Origin of the sequence: Photobacterium damselae, from assembly GCF_003026815.1 — a bacterium.
GTDB lineage: Bacteria > Pseudomonadota > Gammaproteobacteria > Enterobacterales > Vibrionaceae > Photobacterium > Photobacterium damselae.
The window spans coordinates 71,780-91,286 of the sequence record NZ_PYOG01000012.1 but is presented as its reverse complement, the minus strand read 5'-3'; the positions used below and the strand labels follow the sequence as shown (position 1 = coordinate 91,286).

Genomic DNA, 19,507 nt, shown 5'->3' with positions numbered 1-19,507 from the left:
AAATTGAATTCGTATCGGACGAAAGAGAGAAGAATATGAACCTGGAGCGTTCTGAGCGCCTTGAGATCCCGGTTCTACCACTACGTGATGTAGTGGTATACCCGCATATGGTTATTCCATTGTTTGTGGGTCGGGAGAAGTCTATTCGTTGTCTTGAAGCAGCGATGGATAACAATAAACAGATTCTGTTGGTGGCACAGAAAGAAGCTGCCACGGACGAACCTTCGATTAGTGATTTGTACGATGTGGGTACAGTCGCCACTATTTTGCAGCTACTGAAACTTCCTGACGGCACTGTGAAAGTGTTAGTTGAGGGTCAGCAGCGTGCCAAAGTAGAGCATCTGATGGATGATGATTTCTTCGTTGCAGAAGCGGAGTATCTCGTTACACCTGAAATGGATGAGCGCGAGCAAGAAGTGCTGGTTCGTACTGCAATTAATCAGTTTGATGGCTTTGTTAAACTTAATAAAAAAATTCCACCAGAAGTTCTAACATCGTTAAATGGTATTGATGAAGCGGCACGTTTGGCTGATACCATTGCCGCTCATATGCCTCTTAAGCTGGCTGATAAACAAAAAGTACTTGAAATTGTTGATATTACAGAACGTCTTGAGTTCTTAATGGCAATGATGGAATCGGAAATCGATCTGCTACAAGTTGAAAAACGCATTCGTGGTCGCGTTAAAAAGCAGATGGAAAAGAGCCAGCGCGAGTACTACCTAAATGAGCAGATGAAGGCTATCCAAAAAGAATTGGGTGATCTTGATGATGCTCCAGATGAGTTTGAAGCTCTGAAGGCTAAGATTGATGAATCTAAAATGCCGGCAGAAGCCAAAGAAAAAACTGAGCAAGAACTGCAAAAGTTAAAAATGATGTCGCCGATGTCTGCTGAAGCAACAGTGGTTCGTGGCTACATTGATTGGATGCTTAATGTGCCTTGGCATAAGCGTTCAAAAGTGAAGAAAGACCTTGCAAAAGCAGAAGAGATCTTAAATTCAGATCACTATGGTTTAGAGCGTGTTAAAGAACGAATTCTTGAGTATTTAGCTGTTCAAAGCCGTGTGAATAAGCTAAAAGGCCCAATTTTATGTCTAGTGGGTCCTCCTGGCGTTGGTAAGACATCTCTAGGTCAATCGATTGCAGCCGCTACAGGCCGTAAGTATGTGCGAATGGCTTTAGGTGGTGTACGCGATGAAGCTGAAATTCGAGGTCACCGCCGTACTTATATCGGTTCTATGCCGGGTAAATTGATCCAGAAAATGGCAAAAGTAGGGGTGAAAAATCCACTATTCTTGCTTGATGAGATCGATAAGATGTCTTCTGATATGCGTGGTGATCCTGCATCAGCATTGCTTGAAGTATTAGACCCTGAGCAAAATAACGCCTTTAACGATCACTATCTAGAAGTGGATTACGATCTATCGGATGTTATGTTCGTTGCAACGTCTAACTCAATGAATATCCCAGGTCCTTTGCTTGACCGTATGGAAGTTATTCGTTTATCAGGCTACACCGAAGATGAGAAACTAAACATCGCTAAGCGCCATTTACTTGATAAACAGATCAAACGAAATGGATTAAAACCAGGTGAAGTCGATGTCGATGATTCCGCGTTAATCGGTATTATCCGTTACTACACTCGTGAAGCGGGCGTTCGTGGTCTTGAGCGTGAAATTTCAAAACTATGCCGTAAAGCAGTAAAAGAAATTTTATTGAACAAAGATGTGAAGACTGTGTCTATTAGCCAAGATAATCTAAAAGACTATCTAGGTGTTCAACGCTTTGATTACGGTAAAGCAGACGATAGCAACCGTGTAGGTCAGGTAGTTGGCCTTGCTTGGACTGAAGTGGGTGGTGATTTACTGACCATTGAAACAGAATCTATGCCAGGTAAAGGAAAGCTAACCTATACTGGTTCCTTGGGCGATGTGATGCAAGAGTCGATTCAAGCTGCGATGACAGTGGTTCGTACTCGAGCAGAGCGACTTGGTATTGCTTCTGACTTCTATGAAAAACGTGATATCCATGTTCACGTTCCTGAAGGTGCAACACCAAAAGATGGCCCAAGTGCGGGTATTGCGATGTGTACAGCATTGGTTTCTAGCTTAACGGGTAATCCTGTTCGTGCTGATGTTGCTATGACAGGTGAGATTACCCTGCGTGGCGAAGTACTACCAATTGGTGGTTTAAAAGAGAAACTACTGGCTGCACACCGTGGTGGAATTAAGACCGTTCTGATTCCAAAAGAGAACGAACGCGATCTTGAAGAAATCCCAGCGAATGTTATTGCTGATTTAGATGTACGACCTGTACGCTGGATTGATGAAGTTCTGACAATTGCATTGCAAAATCATCCTGAAGGCATCGAACTTGTTCGTGCGCAAAACAGTGATGCGTAGCAAAGTTAAGTAAAGAAAGAACGCTTTCAAGAATAAAACCCTTGTCAGCGTTTTTTTGTGCCGCTATAAGTGGATCCAATAACAGCGCGGTGCTGAACTGGTTTCGAATCATAAAAGATTAATTTGTTTTTTACCTACAATACAGTGACGTTTAGAAAAGGATGTGACTTGTAGGACTTGTTCATTAAGGGGATGAAACTGTGAACAAAACTCAATTAGTAGATAAAATCGCAGAAAACGCAGACATTTCAAAAGCATCAGCTGGTCGCGCTTTAGACGCATTTATTGAAGCTGTGTCTGATACTTTAAAATCAGGTGATCAAGTGGCGCTTGTTGGCTTTGGTACTTTCTCTGTACGTGAACGTGCAGCTCGTACTGGCCGTAACCCACAAACTGGTGCTGAGATTCAAATCGCAGCAGCAAAAGTACCTGGCTTTAAAGCAGGTAAAGCGCTTAAAGATTCTGTAAACTAATACCTTGAGCTCATTATGATGATTCCACGTGTTGAGAATCTTCAATAATCGAGCAAGAGCGTTTATACTCTTATTTTAATGAGCGCATCATCATGGTGCGCTTTTTTAATATTAAAACAGCTGGTTATACCAATTAGCATAAAGAGATAGTGTCATTTATTTCGTTATCCCGATTGGTATTGAGTAGATTTACCGTTGTAAATAGTATCCTTGGATTTATTGGCCTAAAATTTGATTAATAATGACTTAGGGATGAACACTTTTTACATGGGTTTAGCTAAAAAAATACCAGTAAACGTAAATCTACCTGGTTGATAGCCAACTCGATATAGTAGGGGATACGGCGAGTTATGATGGAGCGATTGCGCGACGGCGCCAATAGCATTTGGTTTAAGATTATTCTTAGCCTAATTATTTTATCTTTTGTCTTTGCAGGCGTAGGCAGCTACTTAGCAAGTAATAACGAGCAAGTTGCAGCAAAAGTCGATGGACAAGAAATCAGTCAACGTGAGTTTGAGCAAGCGTATCAAAACGAACGTAATCGTATGCAAGCACAGCTTGGTGAAAACTTCTCAAATCTATTGGGTAATCCTCAATATGTGCAGCAGTTCCGCCGTAGTGTTCTTGAGCGTATGATCAACGATGTTCTGATCCAAAAACGAGCTCATGAATTAGGTCTACGTGTTAGTGACCAGCAGATTCGTGATGCGATTTTTGCGATGCCAGAGTTTAAAGTTGACGGTAAGTTTAATAACGAGCAATACAACCAATTGCTTCGTCGTTCTGGTATCACACCTGAACAATTTGCTGAGTCTCTACGTACCGATCTTCTTCGTCAGCAGTTCCTAGGCGCTATCGAAGGCAGTGACTTTGCTCTAAGTGGCGAAGTGAATGAGCTTCGTATGCTTGAGTCTCAAGAGCGTGTTATTCGTACTCTGACCTTGAACCTTGCTGATTTTACTAAGAAAGCAGAAGCTTCTATTACAGAAGAGCAAGAAAAAGCATTCTATGAGCAAAATCCGCAGCAATTTACTCGTCCAGCTCAAGTTAAAGTATCTTACGTTGAGATTACAGGCGATAAGCTAAAAGATTCTATTGAAGTTTCTGATGCACAAGCGTATTACAATGAGCACAAAGACAAATTCAGCACACCTGAAAAGCGTCAAGTGAGCCACATCTTAATTACAGGTGACTCAGCTGCATCAAAAGAGAAAGCTGAAGCAATTTTAGCCCAACTTAAAGATGGCGCTAATTTCGCTGAGCTTGCAAAGAAAGATTCTGATGACAAATTCAGCGCTAAAGATGGCGGTAAGCTAGAGTGGTTTGAAAAAGGCGTGATGGATCCGGCATTTGAAGATGCAGCATTTGCTCTTGCTAAACCAGGCGATCTATCTGGTGTTGTGAAGTCATCTTTTGGCTACCACATCATCCTTCTAGATGGTATTGAACCTGCAAAAGCAAAACCATTTGCAGATGTGAAAGCTGAAATTATCGCTGATATCAAATCGCAAAAAGCTGGTGATGAATTTTATGCGATGCAAACTAAGCTAGCTGAAACAGCATTTGAATCACCAGATTCATTAGATGAAGCAGCTGAAGCGGTTAAAGCAAAAGTTCACGCAACAGACTTCTTCTCAGAGCAAACAGCACCGGGTGTGTTGAACAATCCTAAAGTTCTACAGGCGCTACAAAGCCCTGAAGTTCGTGAAGATGGTATGAACTCTGATGCGATTGAAGTGGGTCCAGAACACGTTGTAGTCGTTCGCGTTGATGATGCTCGTGATGAAACGGTTCTACCATTTAAAGATGTTGAAGCTAAAGTGAAATCACTGTTGGCTCAACGTGATGGTGAGCAACAAGCTCAGAAGAAAGCCGATGAGCTAGTCGCACAGTTACGTGATGGTAAGTCAGAGCAACTAACCAAAGAAGGTTATAGTTTCTCTGGTGAGCAAACAATCACTCGTTCTGGTCCTGATTACCAAGTATCTCAAGTAGCGTTTCGTCTTGCTAAGCCTCAAGCTGGCAAAGCAACTTACGGTGTGACTCGTGATGCGAAAGGTAACGTGCTCATTGTTCAGCTTGATAAAGTAATTGATCAAGACGTTGCTAAAGAAGCGGCAGATCCTCAATTTGCTCAGCAAGTTGAGCAGATGAACGCACAACAAGATATGGCGACAACGATTCAAACACTTCGTGAAACCGCTGATATCTCAACTCCAGTATTGGAGCAATCTACCAATTAATTGAAATTGATAGATCTATTAACGGGCTGCCATTGTGCAGCCCGTTTTGTTTTTTGGCCTATAACCTACAAAATAATAAGGCTCTTCTTCTACACTGCTCGTGCACGGTATGTTGTGTATTAATTTTTTCTTAATAAGAGATAGAGCAGAGAAGGTAGAGATATGAAACAAGGATTTGTTGCTGTAGTAATGGCATTAGCAATGCTACTTACCCCGTTAGCTTATGCAGCGAAAGATAAGTACGAAGATATTGAAATTGTTGTCAATATTAATAAAGCAAATGCAGAAGAGTTAGATAAGTTACTAGTTGGAATCGGCCCAGATAAGGCTGAAAATATTATCCAATATCGTAAGCAGAATGGCAAATTTGCGACCGCGGATGATCTTGCTAAGGTAAAAGGCATTGGCCCCTCAACCGTAGAAAAAAACCGCGATCGCATTGAACTGTAGGATATGTTTTTAGTTATTAGTTAGCTAATTTGCTAGTACCAATCTGCCCGTTAATCAGATTGGTACTTTTATATTATGTACTATTTATTTTTTTGCTGAAAACATTGGTTGATTTCTCTTATCTTTATTTGACCAGAAATTAATATTGAACTGTGCATCATCAGACATTTCAATACGGTGCCAATACTGTGGAGGGCTAGTAGCGAATTGACCTGCATTGATCACCACTTTAACCTCTGGTTCTGTAGCATCTGCATCTGCAAAACCATAATAGGTAACTTGTCCTTCCATAACACAAAGCTGTCCAAAAACACCTTCTGCAGTATTATGATGAGTTAGCAGTGCTGCAGGTACATTATCTTTAGTAAAGAATGGGGTAGAGCGCTGAACTGTCCAATCTGCAGGAATACGTAGGTGACTCATAGGAACCTCTCTCAAGCTGTTCTTCAAAACATGTATAAACAATACCACTTTTGATATTTGATGCAAGAACTTTTTGAGAATTATTCTCAATATGAGTTTTCATTTTTTTGTATATAAGAGCTAAGACCAATAAAGGTACCCGTAATTGCGCCAATTAAGTGAGCTTGAACGGCAACATGGGCCCCGATAAGTGATGCTGATTCTGTTGAACCGCCACTAAAGCAATCCCAACCAACCTTGGCCGCAAGCGCCAGTAATAAGAGATATCCTTCTTTATTTTTACTTTGAATATCTTTAACTGCTCCCCAAGCAAATAATCCGTGAAGTACCCCCGAGAATCCCGCGTACCACAGAATAGAAGTTGCGAATAACCCAATACCAATGGCCATACTCAGGGTGAAAATAACTAAAGTGTAGATTTTAGGTTGGAAATGTCGGCGGAAAATAAAAGTGATGATAATAAAACCAATTGAGTTCATGATTAAGTGAGGCCAATTGGTATGAGTGATATTTCCTGTTACGATTCGCCAGACCTCACCATCTAAAATGGCGTTTCGATCCCAATTAAGATATGGTGAAAGGCTTGGAAATTGGGCGATAACACCAATAATAATGGCTAACAACAAATACGTACGAATAGACAAGATAACCTCATGAGCCGATACTGTAAGCAGTGTGGAAAGGCAATTAAAGCCTGTATTTGCCACTGGATTCAAACTATTGATGCTAAAACTGAACTGTGGATATTACAACATCCAAGTGAAACTAAGCGTGCAATTGGTACCGCTCGTATACTGACATTATCATTACCTAATAGTCGCTTATTTGTGGGCGAAGATTTTTCTGATCATCAAGAACTTAATCAGTTACTGGCCGATCCTTGTCGTCAAGCTTATGTGATTTATCCCGGAGAAGGCGCATTACCTATTTCTCAGGTAGCACAGTCAGCGGCAGATGCTAGCGCCATTCAAACATTGATTTTGCTTGATGGTACTTGGAAGAAAGCCTTTAAAATGTGGCAACTTTCATCAAACTTACAGCAGTTACCCGCAGTGATGCTCGATAATGCCGATAACGGAAATTATCGAATTCGTAAGTCTCCCAAAGAAAATGGGGTTTCAACGGTTGAAGCGGGATTTTTAGCGCTGTCTGCAATGGAACCACCCCAGTCGCGCTATATCCCACTACTTGAAACCTTTGAACGTATGATTGATTTTCAGATAAAGCAGATGCCAGAAGGCGTATTTGAGCGAAATTATGGCGATGAAAAGTAAATAAAATCCAAGCATTGAGATGATGAGAGTGTTAATAAAGAGCTTTAACACTCTATTGCTCTATGCTTAAATTTCTCGCTTCTCGCTTCTCGCTTCTCGCTTCTCGCTTCTCGCTTCTCGCTTCTCGCTTCTCGCTTCTCGCTTCTCGCTTCTCGCTTCTCGCTTCTCGCTTCTCGCTTCTCGCTTCTCGCTTCTCGCTACCCGAGTAATCTCTCATATAACCTTTGCGTATACCCATCAGTCATACCAGAAATGTAATCTGCAATAACACGCATCGGATTACTTTCGTTCGTGTAGGCTTCGAGCCATCGTTGACGAGTCTCTTCTGGCAGTAAACGCTCAGGATCTGAGGCAAAGACTTCAAACAGTTCCATCACCAACTGCTGGCCTTTGTATTCAAACAGTTGGATCTCTGGTTTTTTCACCACATAGATGCTGACAAATTGTTTTAGCGTATTAAGAACCAGTTCCATGGTCTCAGACAGATAAGCGTTCCATTGTAGTAGTGGTTCATCAAAGCGATGGATTCCGTCTTGAATGCTAGGGGCGATATTAATTGAGGTCAAAAGTGCGTTAACAAGTGCGCCAATCGCATCTTTCCGCTCATGATGAGAGCCAAACATTTGATCACTGATTTTAGATATTTGCTCTTCAATCCAAGGATCACCACATTCAGCAAGTTTACTGGCTACCGCTTCTTGCCACTGTTCTCGGGTAACAATACCCATAACGATAGCATCTTCTAAATCGTGAACCCCGTAAGCGATATCATCGGCCAATTCCATAATCGAGCAATCAAGAGATTTAAAGCGAGTCTTCAGTGGTGTGACATCATCAATTCGACTACAGCGCATCTGATTAAACAGACTGCGGTCATTATCACTGAGCAGAGCGAGTACCCAATCAAAAGTGGTTTTGTCATCATCATAGATCCCTTTTGCCGGATGCCATTCACTGGCTTTCATACGGCGAAAGTTCGGTACTTCAGCAGGAAAAACAAGTGGTTGAGTTTGGCTTAGTAATGCAGGGTATTTAATTAATCCTAACAAGGTGCGTCGAGCCAGATTCATTCCTAAATTTTCAGTATAAGGTTCTAAATGCGTAACAATACGAAATGTTTGAGCATTACCTTCAAAACCACCATGTTTGTGCATCATATAGTTAAGCGCGACTTCACCCCCATGGCCAAAAGGAGGGTGACCAATATCATGAGCTAGGCACAAACTTTCCATTAAGCTAGTTGACGGCAGTAAGGCGCGAAAATTTGGTTGTTTTAGCTTAAGTTGTGCCACGATTCCCGTACCAATTTGTGATACTTCTAGGGAGTGGGTTAAACGAGTTCGGTAGAAATCATCTAACCCAGTGCTGTGGACTTGGGTTTTGGCCTGAAGCCGACGAAATGCGGCAGAGTGTAAGATACGGGCACGATCTCGTTGAAAAGCTGAACGGTGATCATTGCGTCTCATTTTTTGTTCGTTACTGTAGCGCTCTTGCCATAGTTCACTTAAATCAAACTCGCTAGTCATTAACTGATCTCATCTAACGTTAAAGTAAAACTCTGAGCAAAGGTCTCTAGAAAATAACGCATTTCAGGGGTTTCGCGTGCAGCTAGTGTCTCTTCCAAACGCTTTTTCGCTTGGGCAAATTCGTGGTTTCCGGCATTAAGTTCTTCTAAACATTTTAAATAAGCACACAAAGAATCCGCCTGTTTAACTATATGGTAGTCATCTGGGTCGATATAGTGGCTATCTAATAGTGGGGCGTAATCTTGGTGAAACTCTTCCGGTAGCATGGAGAGTAGCTTTTGCTCTGCCGCTAATTCTATTTTTTTATACTCTTCGGCAATGGCTGGGTTGTAGTATTTGATGGGGGTTGGCATATCACCGGTCAGCACTTCACTACAATCATGAAATAGACCTAAAAGTGCTATTTTTTCAGGGTTGGTTGTTCCGTTAAATTTTCGGTTTTTGATTAAAGCAAGCGCATGAGCAACAAAAGCGACCTGAAGACTGTGCTCTGAAATATTTTCGCTAGATACGCAGCGCATTAAGGGCCAGCGTTGAATTAATTTCATTCTCGCTAGATGGGCAAAAAAGTGACTTTGTTTCATGAGGCTTCCTTGTTACTGCAACGGTTATACCCAAGTCACTGGGGATATAACATCTATCCTAATAGAAAAAAGCCCCAGTATGAACTGAGGCTTAAGATATATCTTTAATTTATTGACGGTAACCACTTAAGAAGCGCTCTAGACGGCCTATCGCAATCTCTAGGTCATCAATGCGTGGTAGGGTCACAATTCGGAAGTGATCTGGCTGTTTCCAGTTAAAACCTGTGCCATGAACCACTAATACTTTTTCTTGCTGGAGGAAATCCAGAGCCATTCTCTGGTCATCCACAATATTAAATTTCTTTTGATCCAATTTCGGGAACATGTATAACGCACCTTTCGGTTTCACACATGACACACCTGGGATCTGAGTGAGTAACTCATAGGCTTTATTGCGCTGCTCAAGTAGACGGCCACCCGGTAGAATTAACTCATTGATACTTTGATAGCCACCCAGCGCTGTTTGAATCGCATGTTGCATTGGCACGTTGGCACATAAACGCATAGATGCCAGCATATCTAAGCCTTCAATGTAACCTTTGGCTTTTTGTCGAGGACCAGATAGCACCATCCAACCGGCACGAAAACCACATACACGATAAGACTTTGATAGTCCGTTAAAGGTAATGCAGAAAACATCTTCAGCTAGAGGTGCAATCGAAGTGTGTTGTGCACCGTCATATAAGATCTTGTCGTAGATCTCATCGGCAAAAATGATCAAATTATGCTGGCGAGCAATCTCAACGACTTCTAGTAAAAAATCTCGGCTATATACGGCACCGGTTGGGTTGTTTGGGTTAATTAAGACGATACCCTTAGTTTGTGGGGTAATTTTCTTCTTAATATCATCCAAGTCAGGATACCAATCGGATTCTTCATCACAGATATAATGAACTGGTGTGCCCCCAGATAAGGAAACGGCAGCGGTCCATAACGGATAATCCGGTGAAGGGACGAGAATTTCATCTTGATGATCAAGTAGAGCTTGCATCGCCATTACGATCAATTCAGAAACACCGTTACCAATGTAGACATCTTCAACATCAAGGTCGAGCATGCCACGTTTTTGGTAGTGCTGCACAATTGCTTTACGGGCAGGGTAGATCCCTTTTGAATCACAGTACCCTTGTGAGGTCGGTAAATTACGAATCACATCAACAAGAATTTCATCCGGTGCGTCAAAACCAAATGGCGCAGGATTTCCAATGTTGAGTTTAATGATTTTTTGCCCTTCTTCTTCCATGCGTTTGGCATGCTTTAGAACGGGACCTCGTATGTCGTAACAAACGTTATTCAGTTTGGAAGACATCCCGAAATTTTGCATTTGTGTATTCCTGCTAAGAAAAGATGATATTCGACACATTACACTAAAAAACAAACTGAGAGGAATACCTTGTTAGTAAAAATGATGTCAAACAGAATTATATTTCGTGATAAGGTTCTTAATTAGGTGTAATAAACTAGTGTTTTATTAATGAGTTGGGAAGATGTGCCAAAATGAGCTTAAAAACAAGATACTCACTTCATTAGTCATTATGGTTTTGATGATGTAAAATTACCAATTCTTAAAAAATGGTGAATGATTAAGTAATATTTTGCTTTATTTTACTTATTTGCCTGAAAGTTATGACTATCACTATATCAATTTGAATAAATTGTAGACTTTGATGATTTCAGTTTTATTCAAATGGGTATTTATAAAAAATAAAGATAGCATCGATTAATGATGTTTGAGCAATGATCAGCCAGGGATGAGCCGTTATTGGTGCAATGTGAGCTGAGTGAGGTTACCTTGACTGCGTTACAACAAGCTGTTGAGCATTTAATTGCTAAAATCCAACAAGCCAAGCAAACAACTCATCGTGTAATGGTGCAGTTAGATTTGCCTATCCAAGCAGAACTGATTGATTGGATGGAAAACCAACCTGTATTTCCTAAATTTTATTGGCAATCTCGTGACGGCCAAGAAGAGGTTGTCGCTTTAGGTCAAGTAAAAACCTTTACTGACCCATTAGCGGCAGAAAAAATGATTCATGACGATCAACGAGTCTGGGGCGGTCGCTCTTTTGATGGCCGTACCGATCGTAATCGACGCTGTCTATCGGCTTTTTTCTTTCTGCCCCAACTTGAGATTATGCGCCACGGCCAAACATGGTCAGTTGCGATTAACTTAGGGGACGATTACCAAAAAGTGCTCGATGGTTTAGCTAAATTACGCTTTTCTTCTGTTGTGGTTGATGAGATCTCAAGCCGTATTGTCAATCGTACTTATGCTCCGGATTTTTCAGGTTGGGCATCTATGATAGGCCAAGCGTTAGATGCAATTTCTCATAAAGTTTTTGAGAAAGTTGTATTGGCTCGACGCACGACGTTACAACTGGATACCCCCGTAACTCCTGCGCAGATGATGAAAGCGAGCCGAGCTAATAACAGCAACAGTTTTCATTTTATGATGGCGCTTGATGCACAGCACTGCTTTATTGGTTCAACGCCAGAGCGCCTATTTCAGCGCCACGATCATGCGCTACAAACAGAGGCTTTAGCCGGTACTATTGGTCGTGGTAAAACCGCTCGTGAAGATGATGAGTTAGCCAGTTGGTTGATGAATGACAACAAAAATGGCTATGAAAATCAGCTTGTTGTCGATGATATTGTAAGCCGTCTTAATTCGTGTAGCCACTCTCTTCATGTTGCTCATCAACCCGAGTTAGTACGTCTTCGTAAAGTACAGCATATCAAACGTCATATTGAAGCAGAGCTTAACCCTCAAGTTTTCAATACAGAATTACTCCATAATCTACAGCCAACAGCTGCTATTGCAGGACTTCCTCGAGAAAAGGCGATGGAATTTATTTCTGAACACGAACCGTTTTCTCGTGGTTGGTATAGTGGCGCAGTTGGGTATTTAAGTCGTCAGCATAGCGAGTTTTGTGTTGCAATTCGCAGTGCCTTGATTGCTGGTGAAGAACTGCATCTGTTTGCGGGAGCTGGTATTGTTCCAGGCTCAGATCCAAGTAGTGAATGGAAAGAACTTAATCGTAAAACCTCAACTCTTTGCAGTTTATTTGAGTCTCTACCATCGGATATTGAAGCAAAAAAGGCTTCAATTATGCAGTTAGAGACTTGGGAGCAAAATGAAAAATGGCAGCAAACGGCGTAACATCCACTGTCTTAGCTAACTCAAACACCTACCGTGCCTCGCTCAATAAACTTTGGGCGAGCCTTATGTTGGAAGAGTTAACTCGTCTTGGCGTTGAACATATCTGTATCGCGCCTGGGTCTCGTTCGACACCTTTAACCTTAGCCGCTTCAAATAACCCTAAATTAACGATTCATACTCACTTTGATGAACGTGGTTTAGGGTTTATGGCCTTAGGTATTGCAAAGGCGAGTCAAAAGCCGGTTGCCGTTGTAGTTACATCGGGAACGGCGGTTGCAAACTTGCTGCCAGCAGTTGCAGAATCGGGGTTAACTGGTGAAAAGCTGGTTATGCTAACTTCTGACCGTCCCGCTGAATTGATTCAATGTGGTGCTAATCAGGCTATCCGTCAACACGGGATCTTCTCTAGCCATGCAACCGCATTTATTGATATTCCATCACCAACCTTAGATATCTCACCAAGTTGGTTATTGGCGGCAATTGATGACTTAATGCAACAGCAAACCCAACGCGGTGGTACAGTGCATTTTAATTGTCATTATCCAGAACCGCTTTATGGACAAGATTTCGATTTCACAGAATATTTATCGCCTGTTGCCTATTGGCAAAATCATGAGTTGGCCTATTGTCAGCACTTAAGTTCTATCCATGCGGATTTTGTTCAATCTCAGACCGAGTGGCCGCGATTTACCTCGAAAAAAGGGGTGATTGTAGTAGGGCGTGTGTTACCTGATGAATTGACTTCAATTAAAGCTCTTGCGACGACACTTGGTTGGCCTATTTTGGTTGATCCGCAAGCTGGCGGTAGCAGTGAATGGGCAGGATTTGATGTGTGGATGCAAAACCCTGCTGCATTAGATGCCTTATCACAAGCTCAAGTTCTACTGCAATTTGGCGGTCGAATTGTCTCTAAACGTCTGCTGCAATGGATTGGTCAACAGCAATGGCAAGCTTATTGGTTGTTAGATCCCCTTGCTGGGCGATTAGATCAGTGGCATTTATCTGCCCAACGTATTCAAACCAATTGTGGTCAATGGGCACAAGATGCTAAGCAAATGGTGCAATCATCACCTCAAGCAGATTGGGCGCTATCGTTACAAACTGCGGCAAGTAATACTGCGCAGCTGGTGGCCTCCGAGACGACCGAACTCTCCGAGCTCGCTTTAGCTACTCATCTCCATCATTGGCTGCCAACAGGTACTGAACTGTTTTTAGGCAATAGCTTAATTGTTCGTTTGCTGGATATGGTAGGGACTTTGCCTGAGACTGCAACATTTGCCAATCGTGGTGCTTCTGGTATTGATGGTTTGATTGCCACAGCCGCTGGAGTACAGAAAGCGCGTCAAACCCCGATGGTCTGCTTAATTGGTGATACTTCTCTGCTGTATGATCTCAATTCATTAGCATTATTGACTCAAGCGCAGCAGCCCATGGTTGTGATTGTCACCAATAATAACGGCGGCGGAATTTTTGATTTATTGCCTGTTCCCGACCAGCAAAAAGATGATTTCTATCGTATGCCTCACGGACTTTCCTTTGCTCATGCCGCTGCGATGTTTGGTCTGAACTATCAGTGCCCTTCATCTATCGAGGAGTTAGCAAGTGCTGTTCGTGACGGACTCACCCCACAAGAGGCCCATCAAGCAACCAGTCAAACGACTGTGATTGAAGTGGTAACACCATCTGGTGAAGCGGGTGATATGCTAAAGGCCTTATTTACGAAGGTAAAAAATGCGTCTTTATTCTGAGATCTTTTTGCCTAAACAATCACTATCAGACTCATCCTGTCCAACACTTGTTTTTCTACACGGATTACTGGGAAATGGACGGGATTGGCGACATGTGATTGATGAGCTAAGCCATGACTATCCTTGTATAACACTGGATCTGCCCGGTCATGGTTTTAGTGTTGAGGCCATTCCAACCTCATTTGAGCAGGTGACTCAAGCCATTTTGGAGACTCTGGCGGCTCGAAATATAGAACGTTATATTTTGATCGGTTATTCAATGGGGGGGCGTTTAGCAATGCATACTGTGTGTCAGCCTCTGTTAACCCCAAACGCTACCTCGCAGATTTCACAACCATCATTGTTAGGTGCTTTGCTCGGTGTCGTTATTGAGGGGGGCAACCCTGGGATCGAGCCTGAATTGCAAGCTGCTCGATGGAATAATGATACTCACTGGGCTCGACGATTTGACTCTGAGCCATTACCGCAAGTTTTAGCTGACTGGTATCAGCAAAGTGTTTTTTCTTCTTTAAATTATGACCAAAGACAAAGTCTTATAGTTAAACGCAGTCATAATTCAGGTTCTGGTGTAGCACGTATGCTACTGGCAACATCTTTAGCAAAGCAGCCCCAACTTGCGGCTGTTTTACCGCAAGTGACGGCACCTATGCTGTATATTTGCGGCAAAAAAGATCAAAAATTCTGTGAACTCGCCACCCAACTCGACCTTGATTACACCATCATTGAGCAAGCGGGTCACAATGTGCATGTAGAAGCGCCACACGCATTTGCAGCACAAATAAGGACATTCATTCAATCTGTGTCGTAGCGCATTAATACGATGATTTTACTACGACAACTGACATAAAAGGCTATCGATCATGCGAAGCGCTAAGTTATATCAATACCAACTGCCTATGGATTCTGGTGTCATTTTACGTAATCAACGATTGGTTACCCGAGATGGTTTTATTGTTGAGCTTAAAGAGGGCGAACGCTGTGGTTTTGGTGAGATTGCGCCTCTTCCTGAATTCAGTCATGAGACACTAGAACAAGCACAGCAGCAAGCTGAGGCATTGATCGAGCAATGGGTTGAAACTGGTGACGTGGATTTAAATGCGGTGTCGCCATCTGTTGCTTTTGGTTTTAGCATGGCTCAGTTGGAATTATCTCAAGCACTGCCAGTCGAAGGTAACTATCAAGTTGCTCCACTATGTTCAGGCGATCCAGATGATTTGGTGGTACGTTTAAACCAAATGTCTGGTGATAAAGTTGCGAAAATTAAAGTAGGCTTATATGAAGCTGTGCGTGATGGCATTGTCGCAAATATGTTTTTGGAGTCGATCCCTGAGCTTAAGTTGCGATTGGATGCAAACCGTCAATGGACGCCATTAAAAGCACAACAGTTTGCTAAATACGTCAAACCAGAACTTCGTGCAGGTATTGCCTTTTTAGAAGAGCCATGTCGAAATCCAGCAGATAGTTTGGCTTTTGCGCAAGAGACTGGTATTAATATCGCTTGGGATGAAACCGTACGTGATGACGGTTTTGAAGTTAAAGCGGAGCCAGGTGTTGCTGCTATTATTATTAAGCCGACATTAGTGGGTTCGATCGATAAGTGCCGTCAGCTGGTTGAGCAAGCGCATCAACAGGGCTTAACCGCGGTGATCAGTTCGAGCTTAGAATCAAGCTTAGGTCTGAATCAATTAGCGCGTGTGGCACAATGGTTAACACCGGGTGTGATTCCAGGGCTAGATACCATGCAGTTGTTTGCTGAGCAGTTAGAAACCCCGTGGCCAGAATCGAACTTACCTGTAAAGGCATTATCGGAGTTAGAGATTATATGCCAGAAATAAATCATGATTTCGTGACTTGGCCTTGGCAATATTGGGCGACAGAACGTGGCGATGATATTGCACTTCGGTTAGGTGGCGATCAGCAACAAGCTAATATGACTTGGTCTCAAGTCTCACACTATATTGATCTTTATGCTCAAAGCTTATTAGCTCAAGGGGTTAAGCGAGATCAGTTGGTTGCGGTTATTGCACCTAATAGTGAACAGACATTATGGATGCTGTTGGCTATTTGGCGTGTAGGGGCTCGTTATGTCGGATTAAACCCCAAGCTGACGAAAGCTGAAGTTTCAACCCAGTTAGCTCAGTTGCAACATGATTTTATCTGGTCTGTAGATTACGATCTAACGGGATTATCAGGCCAGACATTAACTCTTGAATTGGCTCAAACCCAACAGATGATTCCGGTGATGTGGCAAGCGCATCGAGCGGTAACCTTGACTTTAACATCGGGATCAACCGGAACGCCAAAAGCTGCGGTACACTCACCTGAATCTCATCTTGCTAATGCATCGGGTTTACTGGCTCGATTTGGTTATTTAGCAGCTGACACTTGGCTTTTATCTCTGCCGCTATTTCATATTTCTGGAATGGCTATCATTTGGCGTTGGTTATCTCAAGGGGCTTGTTTAGCTATCAATGATAAACAACCTTTAAATGAGGCGCTAGATTCTGTTACTCACGCATCATTAGTACCAACGCAATTACAACGTTATTTGGATTATCTAGGCCAAAATCAGCGCACTGCACAATTAAAACGTGTTTTGTTAGGGGGAGCCATTATTCCTGTCACCTTAACCCAACAAGCAACGAGTCTTGGCATTGAGTGCTGGTGCGGCTATGGCATGACAGAAATGGGCTCAACGGTAACAGCAAAATTGGCTGACGACAGCGCTGGTGTTGGGCAAGTCTTACCGAATCGAGAGCTATTTCTGCGTGATGGCGAGATACTTGTTAAAGGTAAAGCTTTATGCCTTGGGTATTATCGTAATAAAACCATTTTTCCTGTGGTAGGAAATAATGAATTAGAGCCCGAGTGGTTTGCTACTAAAGATCTTGGTATTTGGCACAATGATGAGCTATTTATTCAAGGTCGAGTCGATAATATGTTTATTTCTGGAGGTGAAAATGTGCAGCCAGAAGATATCGAAAAGGTTCTATTAGCTCATCCAAGTGTTCATCAGGCCTTTATCTTACCGATAGCGGATGATGAGTTTGGTCAACGTCCTGTGGCTATTTTGGTTACCAGCCATGCTCTTGATGATGGGTTAGTTGCTCAGTTACAAAGCTACATGGCAGAACATGTGACCAGCTTTAAACGACCAATTCATTATGTGGCATTGCCTGAAATTTTCATGGAATCGGGCATTAAGATTTCTCGTAAACAACTTGCTGATTGGGTAAGCCATTACAGTTTTTAGAACTCATTATTAAAATGGCTTAACAATAAATAAGCCCTCACATTCAGTTAATGAAGTGAGGGCTTTCTTATTAAATCGTATCGATCATCTTTCAGAGCCGCGAAGCTCAATGACTTGAGCGCGTAACTCTTCTTTTGAAACCTCGGGCGGGTAAATCGGGTCACCCACTATAATATTGATTTTCGACCAGAACCGTTTTGGGCGTTTTAGTACTGCTCGTCCTCGTTCTCGACTAAAGAAGCTGCCCCATAAACCCTGTAGTGCCATTGGAATAATCGGCACTTTATTGCGTTTTGTTATGACCTCTACCCCGCGCATAAAAGGACCAATTTCACCGTCATAAGTTAATTGTCCCTCAGGAAATAGGCAGACAATATCGCCAGCTTTTAATAGCGTATCAATTTGATTAAACGCTTTTTGAATAGAGCGACGATCTTGGCTATCGACAGGGATCACCTTACAAGCACGGCAAAAGGCGTTGATCATCGGTAATTTGTATAGGCGAATATCCATTAAAAAGCGAATCGGTCTTGGGCAAGCTCCTGCTAGCAATAGGGCATCCATATAGGTTACATGGTTACACACCAACAGTGCCGCACCTTGTTGAGGGATATTTTTTACATTCTTATGACGAACACGATACATAGTATGGCTGACTAACCAGACAATAAAACGCCAGAAAAAATCAGGGGCTTGTCGGTAAATATAGATCACTACCAACGCATTCATTATTGCAAGAACTAAGAAAAACTCAGGAATAGAAAGCTTCAAAACAGAGATAAAGATGATTGCTGCCAATGAGCTAAATACCATAAAAATGGCATTCCAAATATTATTAGCGGCAACGATTTGTGCTCGCTCATCTTCAGGAGAGCGTTCTTGCATTAAGGCGTAAAGAGGCACAATAAAAAGACCACCAGAAACGCCCAACATCACCAAAGAGACAAAAACGCGAATAAGCTCTGGTTGAGTTAAAAAGTCAAAAACAGATTGGGTAACTGGGGCAATATTGGGTGTTGCAAAATACAAATCAGCCCCAAAGAGTGTCATGCCAATACAACCTAATGTCACAATACCGGGTTCTACTCGCTGATGAGACAATTTATTACAAAGCATGGACCCAATAGCGATACCAATAGAAAACAGGGCCAGTAATAATGAAACTGAAGCTGCACTACCACCTAAGCTCTCTCGGGTAAAGTTGGGAAATTGTGTTAAATAGCAAGCTCCTAAAAACCAAAACCAACTGATCCCCATAACACATTGGAAGATGGTTTTGTCTTTTTTAGCGATAGCCAGTGTCGTTTTTGTTTGCTCAATAGGGCGCCATTGAAATTGAACACCATGAAGACTCGGTTTTGCTTCAGGGATCTTTCTTGAGGTTAGATAACCTAAAATGGCGAAAGTGACCACTGAAATACCGGCAAAAAGGTGGGCATGTTGTGAACTGTCTGCGATAACACCAGCAAAGAGTGTTCCTAGTAGTATGGCTAAGAATGTGCCCATTTCAACTAAAGCATTACCTGCAATTAGCTCTTCTTTTTTTAGATGTTGTGGCAACAAAGCGTATTTAGCCGGGCCAAAGAAGGCTGATTGTGTTCCCATCAAAAAGAGTAAGAAAAGCAAGATAAGATAGCTTTGGGTAATAAAAGCGATGGCTGCACACGCCATAATGATGATTTCAGCAAATTTTACGATTCGCATAATCTGTGCTTTATCATAGATATCTGATAAAACACCCGCAGATGCTGAAAACAGAAAAAAGGGGAGAATAAAAAGCCCTGCCGCGATATTAATAGCGAGATCGCTACTAAAAGGTAAAGCACCGGGTGCGGCAAAGGCGATTAATATTAATAGAACATTCTTGTAGACATTATCATTAAATGCCCCAAGCGCCTGAGTTAAAAAGTATGGTAGAAAACGTTGTTTTCTCAAAAGGCTAGAGTGGGGCGATAGTGCCATAGATAAATGTCC

General features: G+C 42.3%; 16 protein-coding genes. 10 read left to right on the top strand and 6 right to left on the bottom strand.

The features are described 5' to 3' along the window. Nucleotides 1-35: 35 nt before the first annotated feature. The 4 genes from lon to CTN07_RS12425 all read left to right on the top strand — a co-directional run bounded on the left by lon (nt 36) and on the right by CTN07_RS12425 (nt 5,565). Nucleotides 36-2,399 carry an endopeptidase La gene (lon, locus tag CTN07_RS12440; RefSeq protein WP_005298261.1) on the top strand — a complete coding sequence of 788 codons (2,364 nt, stop codon included), beginning with the start codon at nt 36-38 and terminating at the stop codon, nt 2,397-2,399. Nucleotides 2,400-2,599: 200 nt separating this feature from the next. Continuing rightward, the gene (hupB, locus tag CTN07_RS12435) at nt 2,600-2,872 is read left to right on the top strand and encodes a nucleoid-associated protein HU-beta (protein ID WP_005298263.1); all 273 of its coding nucleotides are present in this window, start codon (nt 2,600-2,602) and stop codon (nt 2,870-2,872) included. A gap of 350 nt (nt 2,873-3,222) precedes the next feature. After that, nucleotides 3,223-5,115 (top strand): peptidylprolyl isomerase, encoded by a 1,893-nt coding sequence (gene ppiD / locus CTN07_RS12430; RefSeq protein WP_036763431.1) that lies wholly within the window; start codon nt 3,223-3,225, stop codon nt 5,113-5,115. Nucleotides 5,116-5,304: 189 nt separating this feature from the next. After that, complete coding sequence (locus tag CTN07_RS12425) at nt 5,305-5,565, top strand: ComEA family DNA-binding protein (protein ID WP_370466065.1); 261 nt, start codon at nt 5,305-5,307, stop codon at nt 5,563-5,565. Nucleotides 5,566-5,649: 84 nt separating this feature from the next. On the opposite strand, the gene CTN07_RS12420 is transcribed toward CTN07_RS12425, so the two are convergent. Next, nucleotides 5,650-5,988 (bottom strand): TehB family protein, encoded by a 339-nt coding sequence (locus tag CTN07_RS12420; RefSeq protein ID WP_005298270.1) that lies wholly within the window; start codon nt 5,986-5,988, stop codon nt 5,650-5,652. A gap of 86 nt (nt 5,989-6,074) precedes the next feature. Then, nucleotides 6,075-6,632 (bottom strand): rhombosortase, encoded by a 558-nt coding sequence (gene rrtA, locus CTN07_RS12415; protein ID WP_005298272.1) that lies wholly within the window; start codon nt 6,630-6,632, stop codon nt 6,075-6,077. 9 nt (nt 6,633-6,641) lie between these two features. Here rrtA and CTN07_RS12410 point away from each other — a divergent pair, with 9 nt between their 5' ends. Continuing rightward, entirely contained in the window at nt 6,642-7,262 is a 621-nt protein-coding gene (locus CTN07_RS12410; protein ID WP_005298274.1) for a tRNA-uridine aminocarboxypropyltransferase, read from the top strand. A 197-nt stretch (nt 7,263-7,459) separates the two neighbouring features. Here the strand turns inward: CTN07_RS12410 and CTN07_RS12400 are convergent, their stop codons facing one another. From CTN07_RS12400 to CTN07_RS12390, 3 genes are all read right to left on the bottom strand, one after another. After that, nucleotides 7,460-8,788: an anti-phage deoxyguanosine triphosphatase gene (locus tag CTN07_RS12400; RefSeq protein ID WP_005298275.1), complete on the bottom strand. Its 1,329-nt coding sequence runs from the start codon at nt 8,786-8,788 to the stop codon at nt 7,460-7,462. Then, complete coding sequence (gene yfbR, locus CTN07_RS12395) at nt 8,788-9,372, bottom strand: 5'-deoxynucleotidase (protein ID WP_005298277.1); 585 nt, start codon at nt 9,370-9,372, stop codon at nt 8,788-8,790. Before yfbR ends, CTN07_RS12400 begins: the two co-directional genes overlap by 1 nt. Nucleotides 9,373-9,481: 109 nt before the next feature. Next, a complete protein-coding gene (locus CTN07_RS12390; protein ID WP_005298278.1) occupies nt 9,482-10,696 on the bottom strand; it encodes a pyridoxal phosphate-dependent aminotransferase in 1,215 nt (404 codons plus the stop codon). Between the two features lie 468 nt (nt 10,697-11,164). Here CTN07_RS12390 and CTN07_RS12385 point away from each other — a divergent pair, with 468 nt between their 5' ends. The 5 genes from CTN07_RS12385 to menE are packed head-to-tail and all read left to right on the top strand — an operon-like array spanning nt 11,165 to nt 17,533. Beyond that, on the top strand, nt 11,165-12,532 hold the full coding sequence (locus CTN07_RS12385; protein ID WP_050787789.1) for an isochorismate synthase: 1,368 nt from the start codon (nt 11,165-11,167) through the stop codon (nt 12,530-12,532). Beyond that, complete coding sequence (menD, locus tag CTN07_RS12380) at nt 12,514-14,280, top strand: 2-succinyl-5-enolpyruvyl-6-hydroxy-3-cyclohexene-1-carboxylic-acid synthase (protein ID WP_036763433.1); 1,767 nt, start codon at nt 12,514-12,516, stop codon at nt 14,278-14,280. Before CTN07_RS12385 ends, menD begins: the two co-directional genes overlap by 19 nt. Continuing rightward, nucleotides 14,264-15,088: a 2-succinyl-6-hydroxy-2,4-cyclohexadiene-1-carboxylate synthase gene (gene menH / locus CTN07_RS12375; protein WP_005298283.1), complete on the top strand. Its 825-nt coding sequence runs from the start codon at nt 14,264-14,266 to the stop codon at nt 15,086-15,088. The genes menD and menH overlap by 17 nt, the downstream gene beginning before the upstream one ends. A 52-nt stretch (nt 15,089-15,140) precedes the next feature. Beyond that, nucleotides 15,141-16,115 carry an o-succinylbenzoate synthase gene (gene menC / locus CTN07_RS12370; RefSeq protein ID WP_005298286.1) on the top strand — a complete coding sequence of 325 codons (975 nt, stop codon included), beginning with the start codon at nt 15,141-15,143 and terminating at the stop codon, nt 16,113-16,115. After that, nucleotides 16,103-17,533 (top strand): o-succinylbenzoate--CoA ligase, encoded by a 1,431-nt coding sequence (menE, locus tag CTN07_RS12365; protein ID WP_005298288.1) that lies wholly within the window; start codon nt 16,103-16,105, stop codon nt 17,531-17,533. The genes menC and menE overlap by 13 nt, the downstream gene beginning before the upstream one ends. Before the next feature lie 84 nt (nt 17,534-17,617). Here menE and CTN07_RS12360 read toward each other — a convergent pair whose 3' ends face one another. After that, nucleotides 17,618-19,495, bottom strand: a complete 1,878-nt coding sequence (locus CTN07_RS12360; protein ID WP_005298291.1) for an MFS transporter — start codon at nt 19,493-19,495, stop codon at nt 17,618-17,620. Between the last annotated feature and the right edge of the window lie 12 nt (nt 19,496-19,507).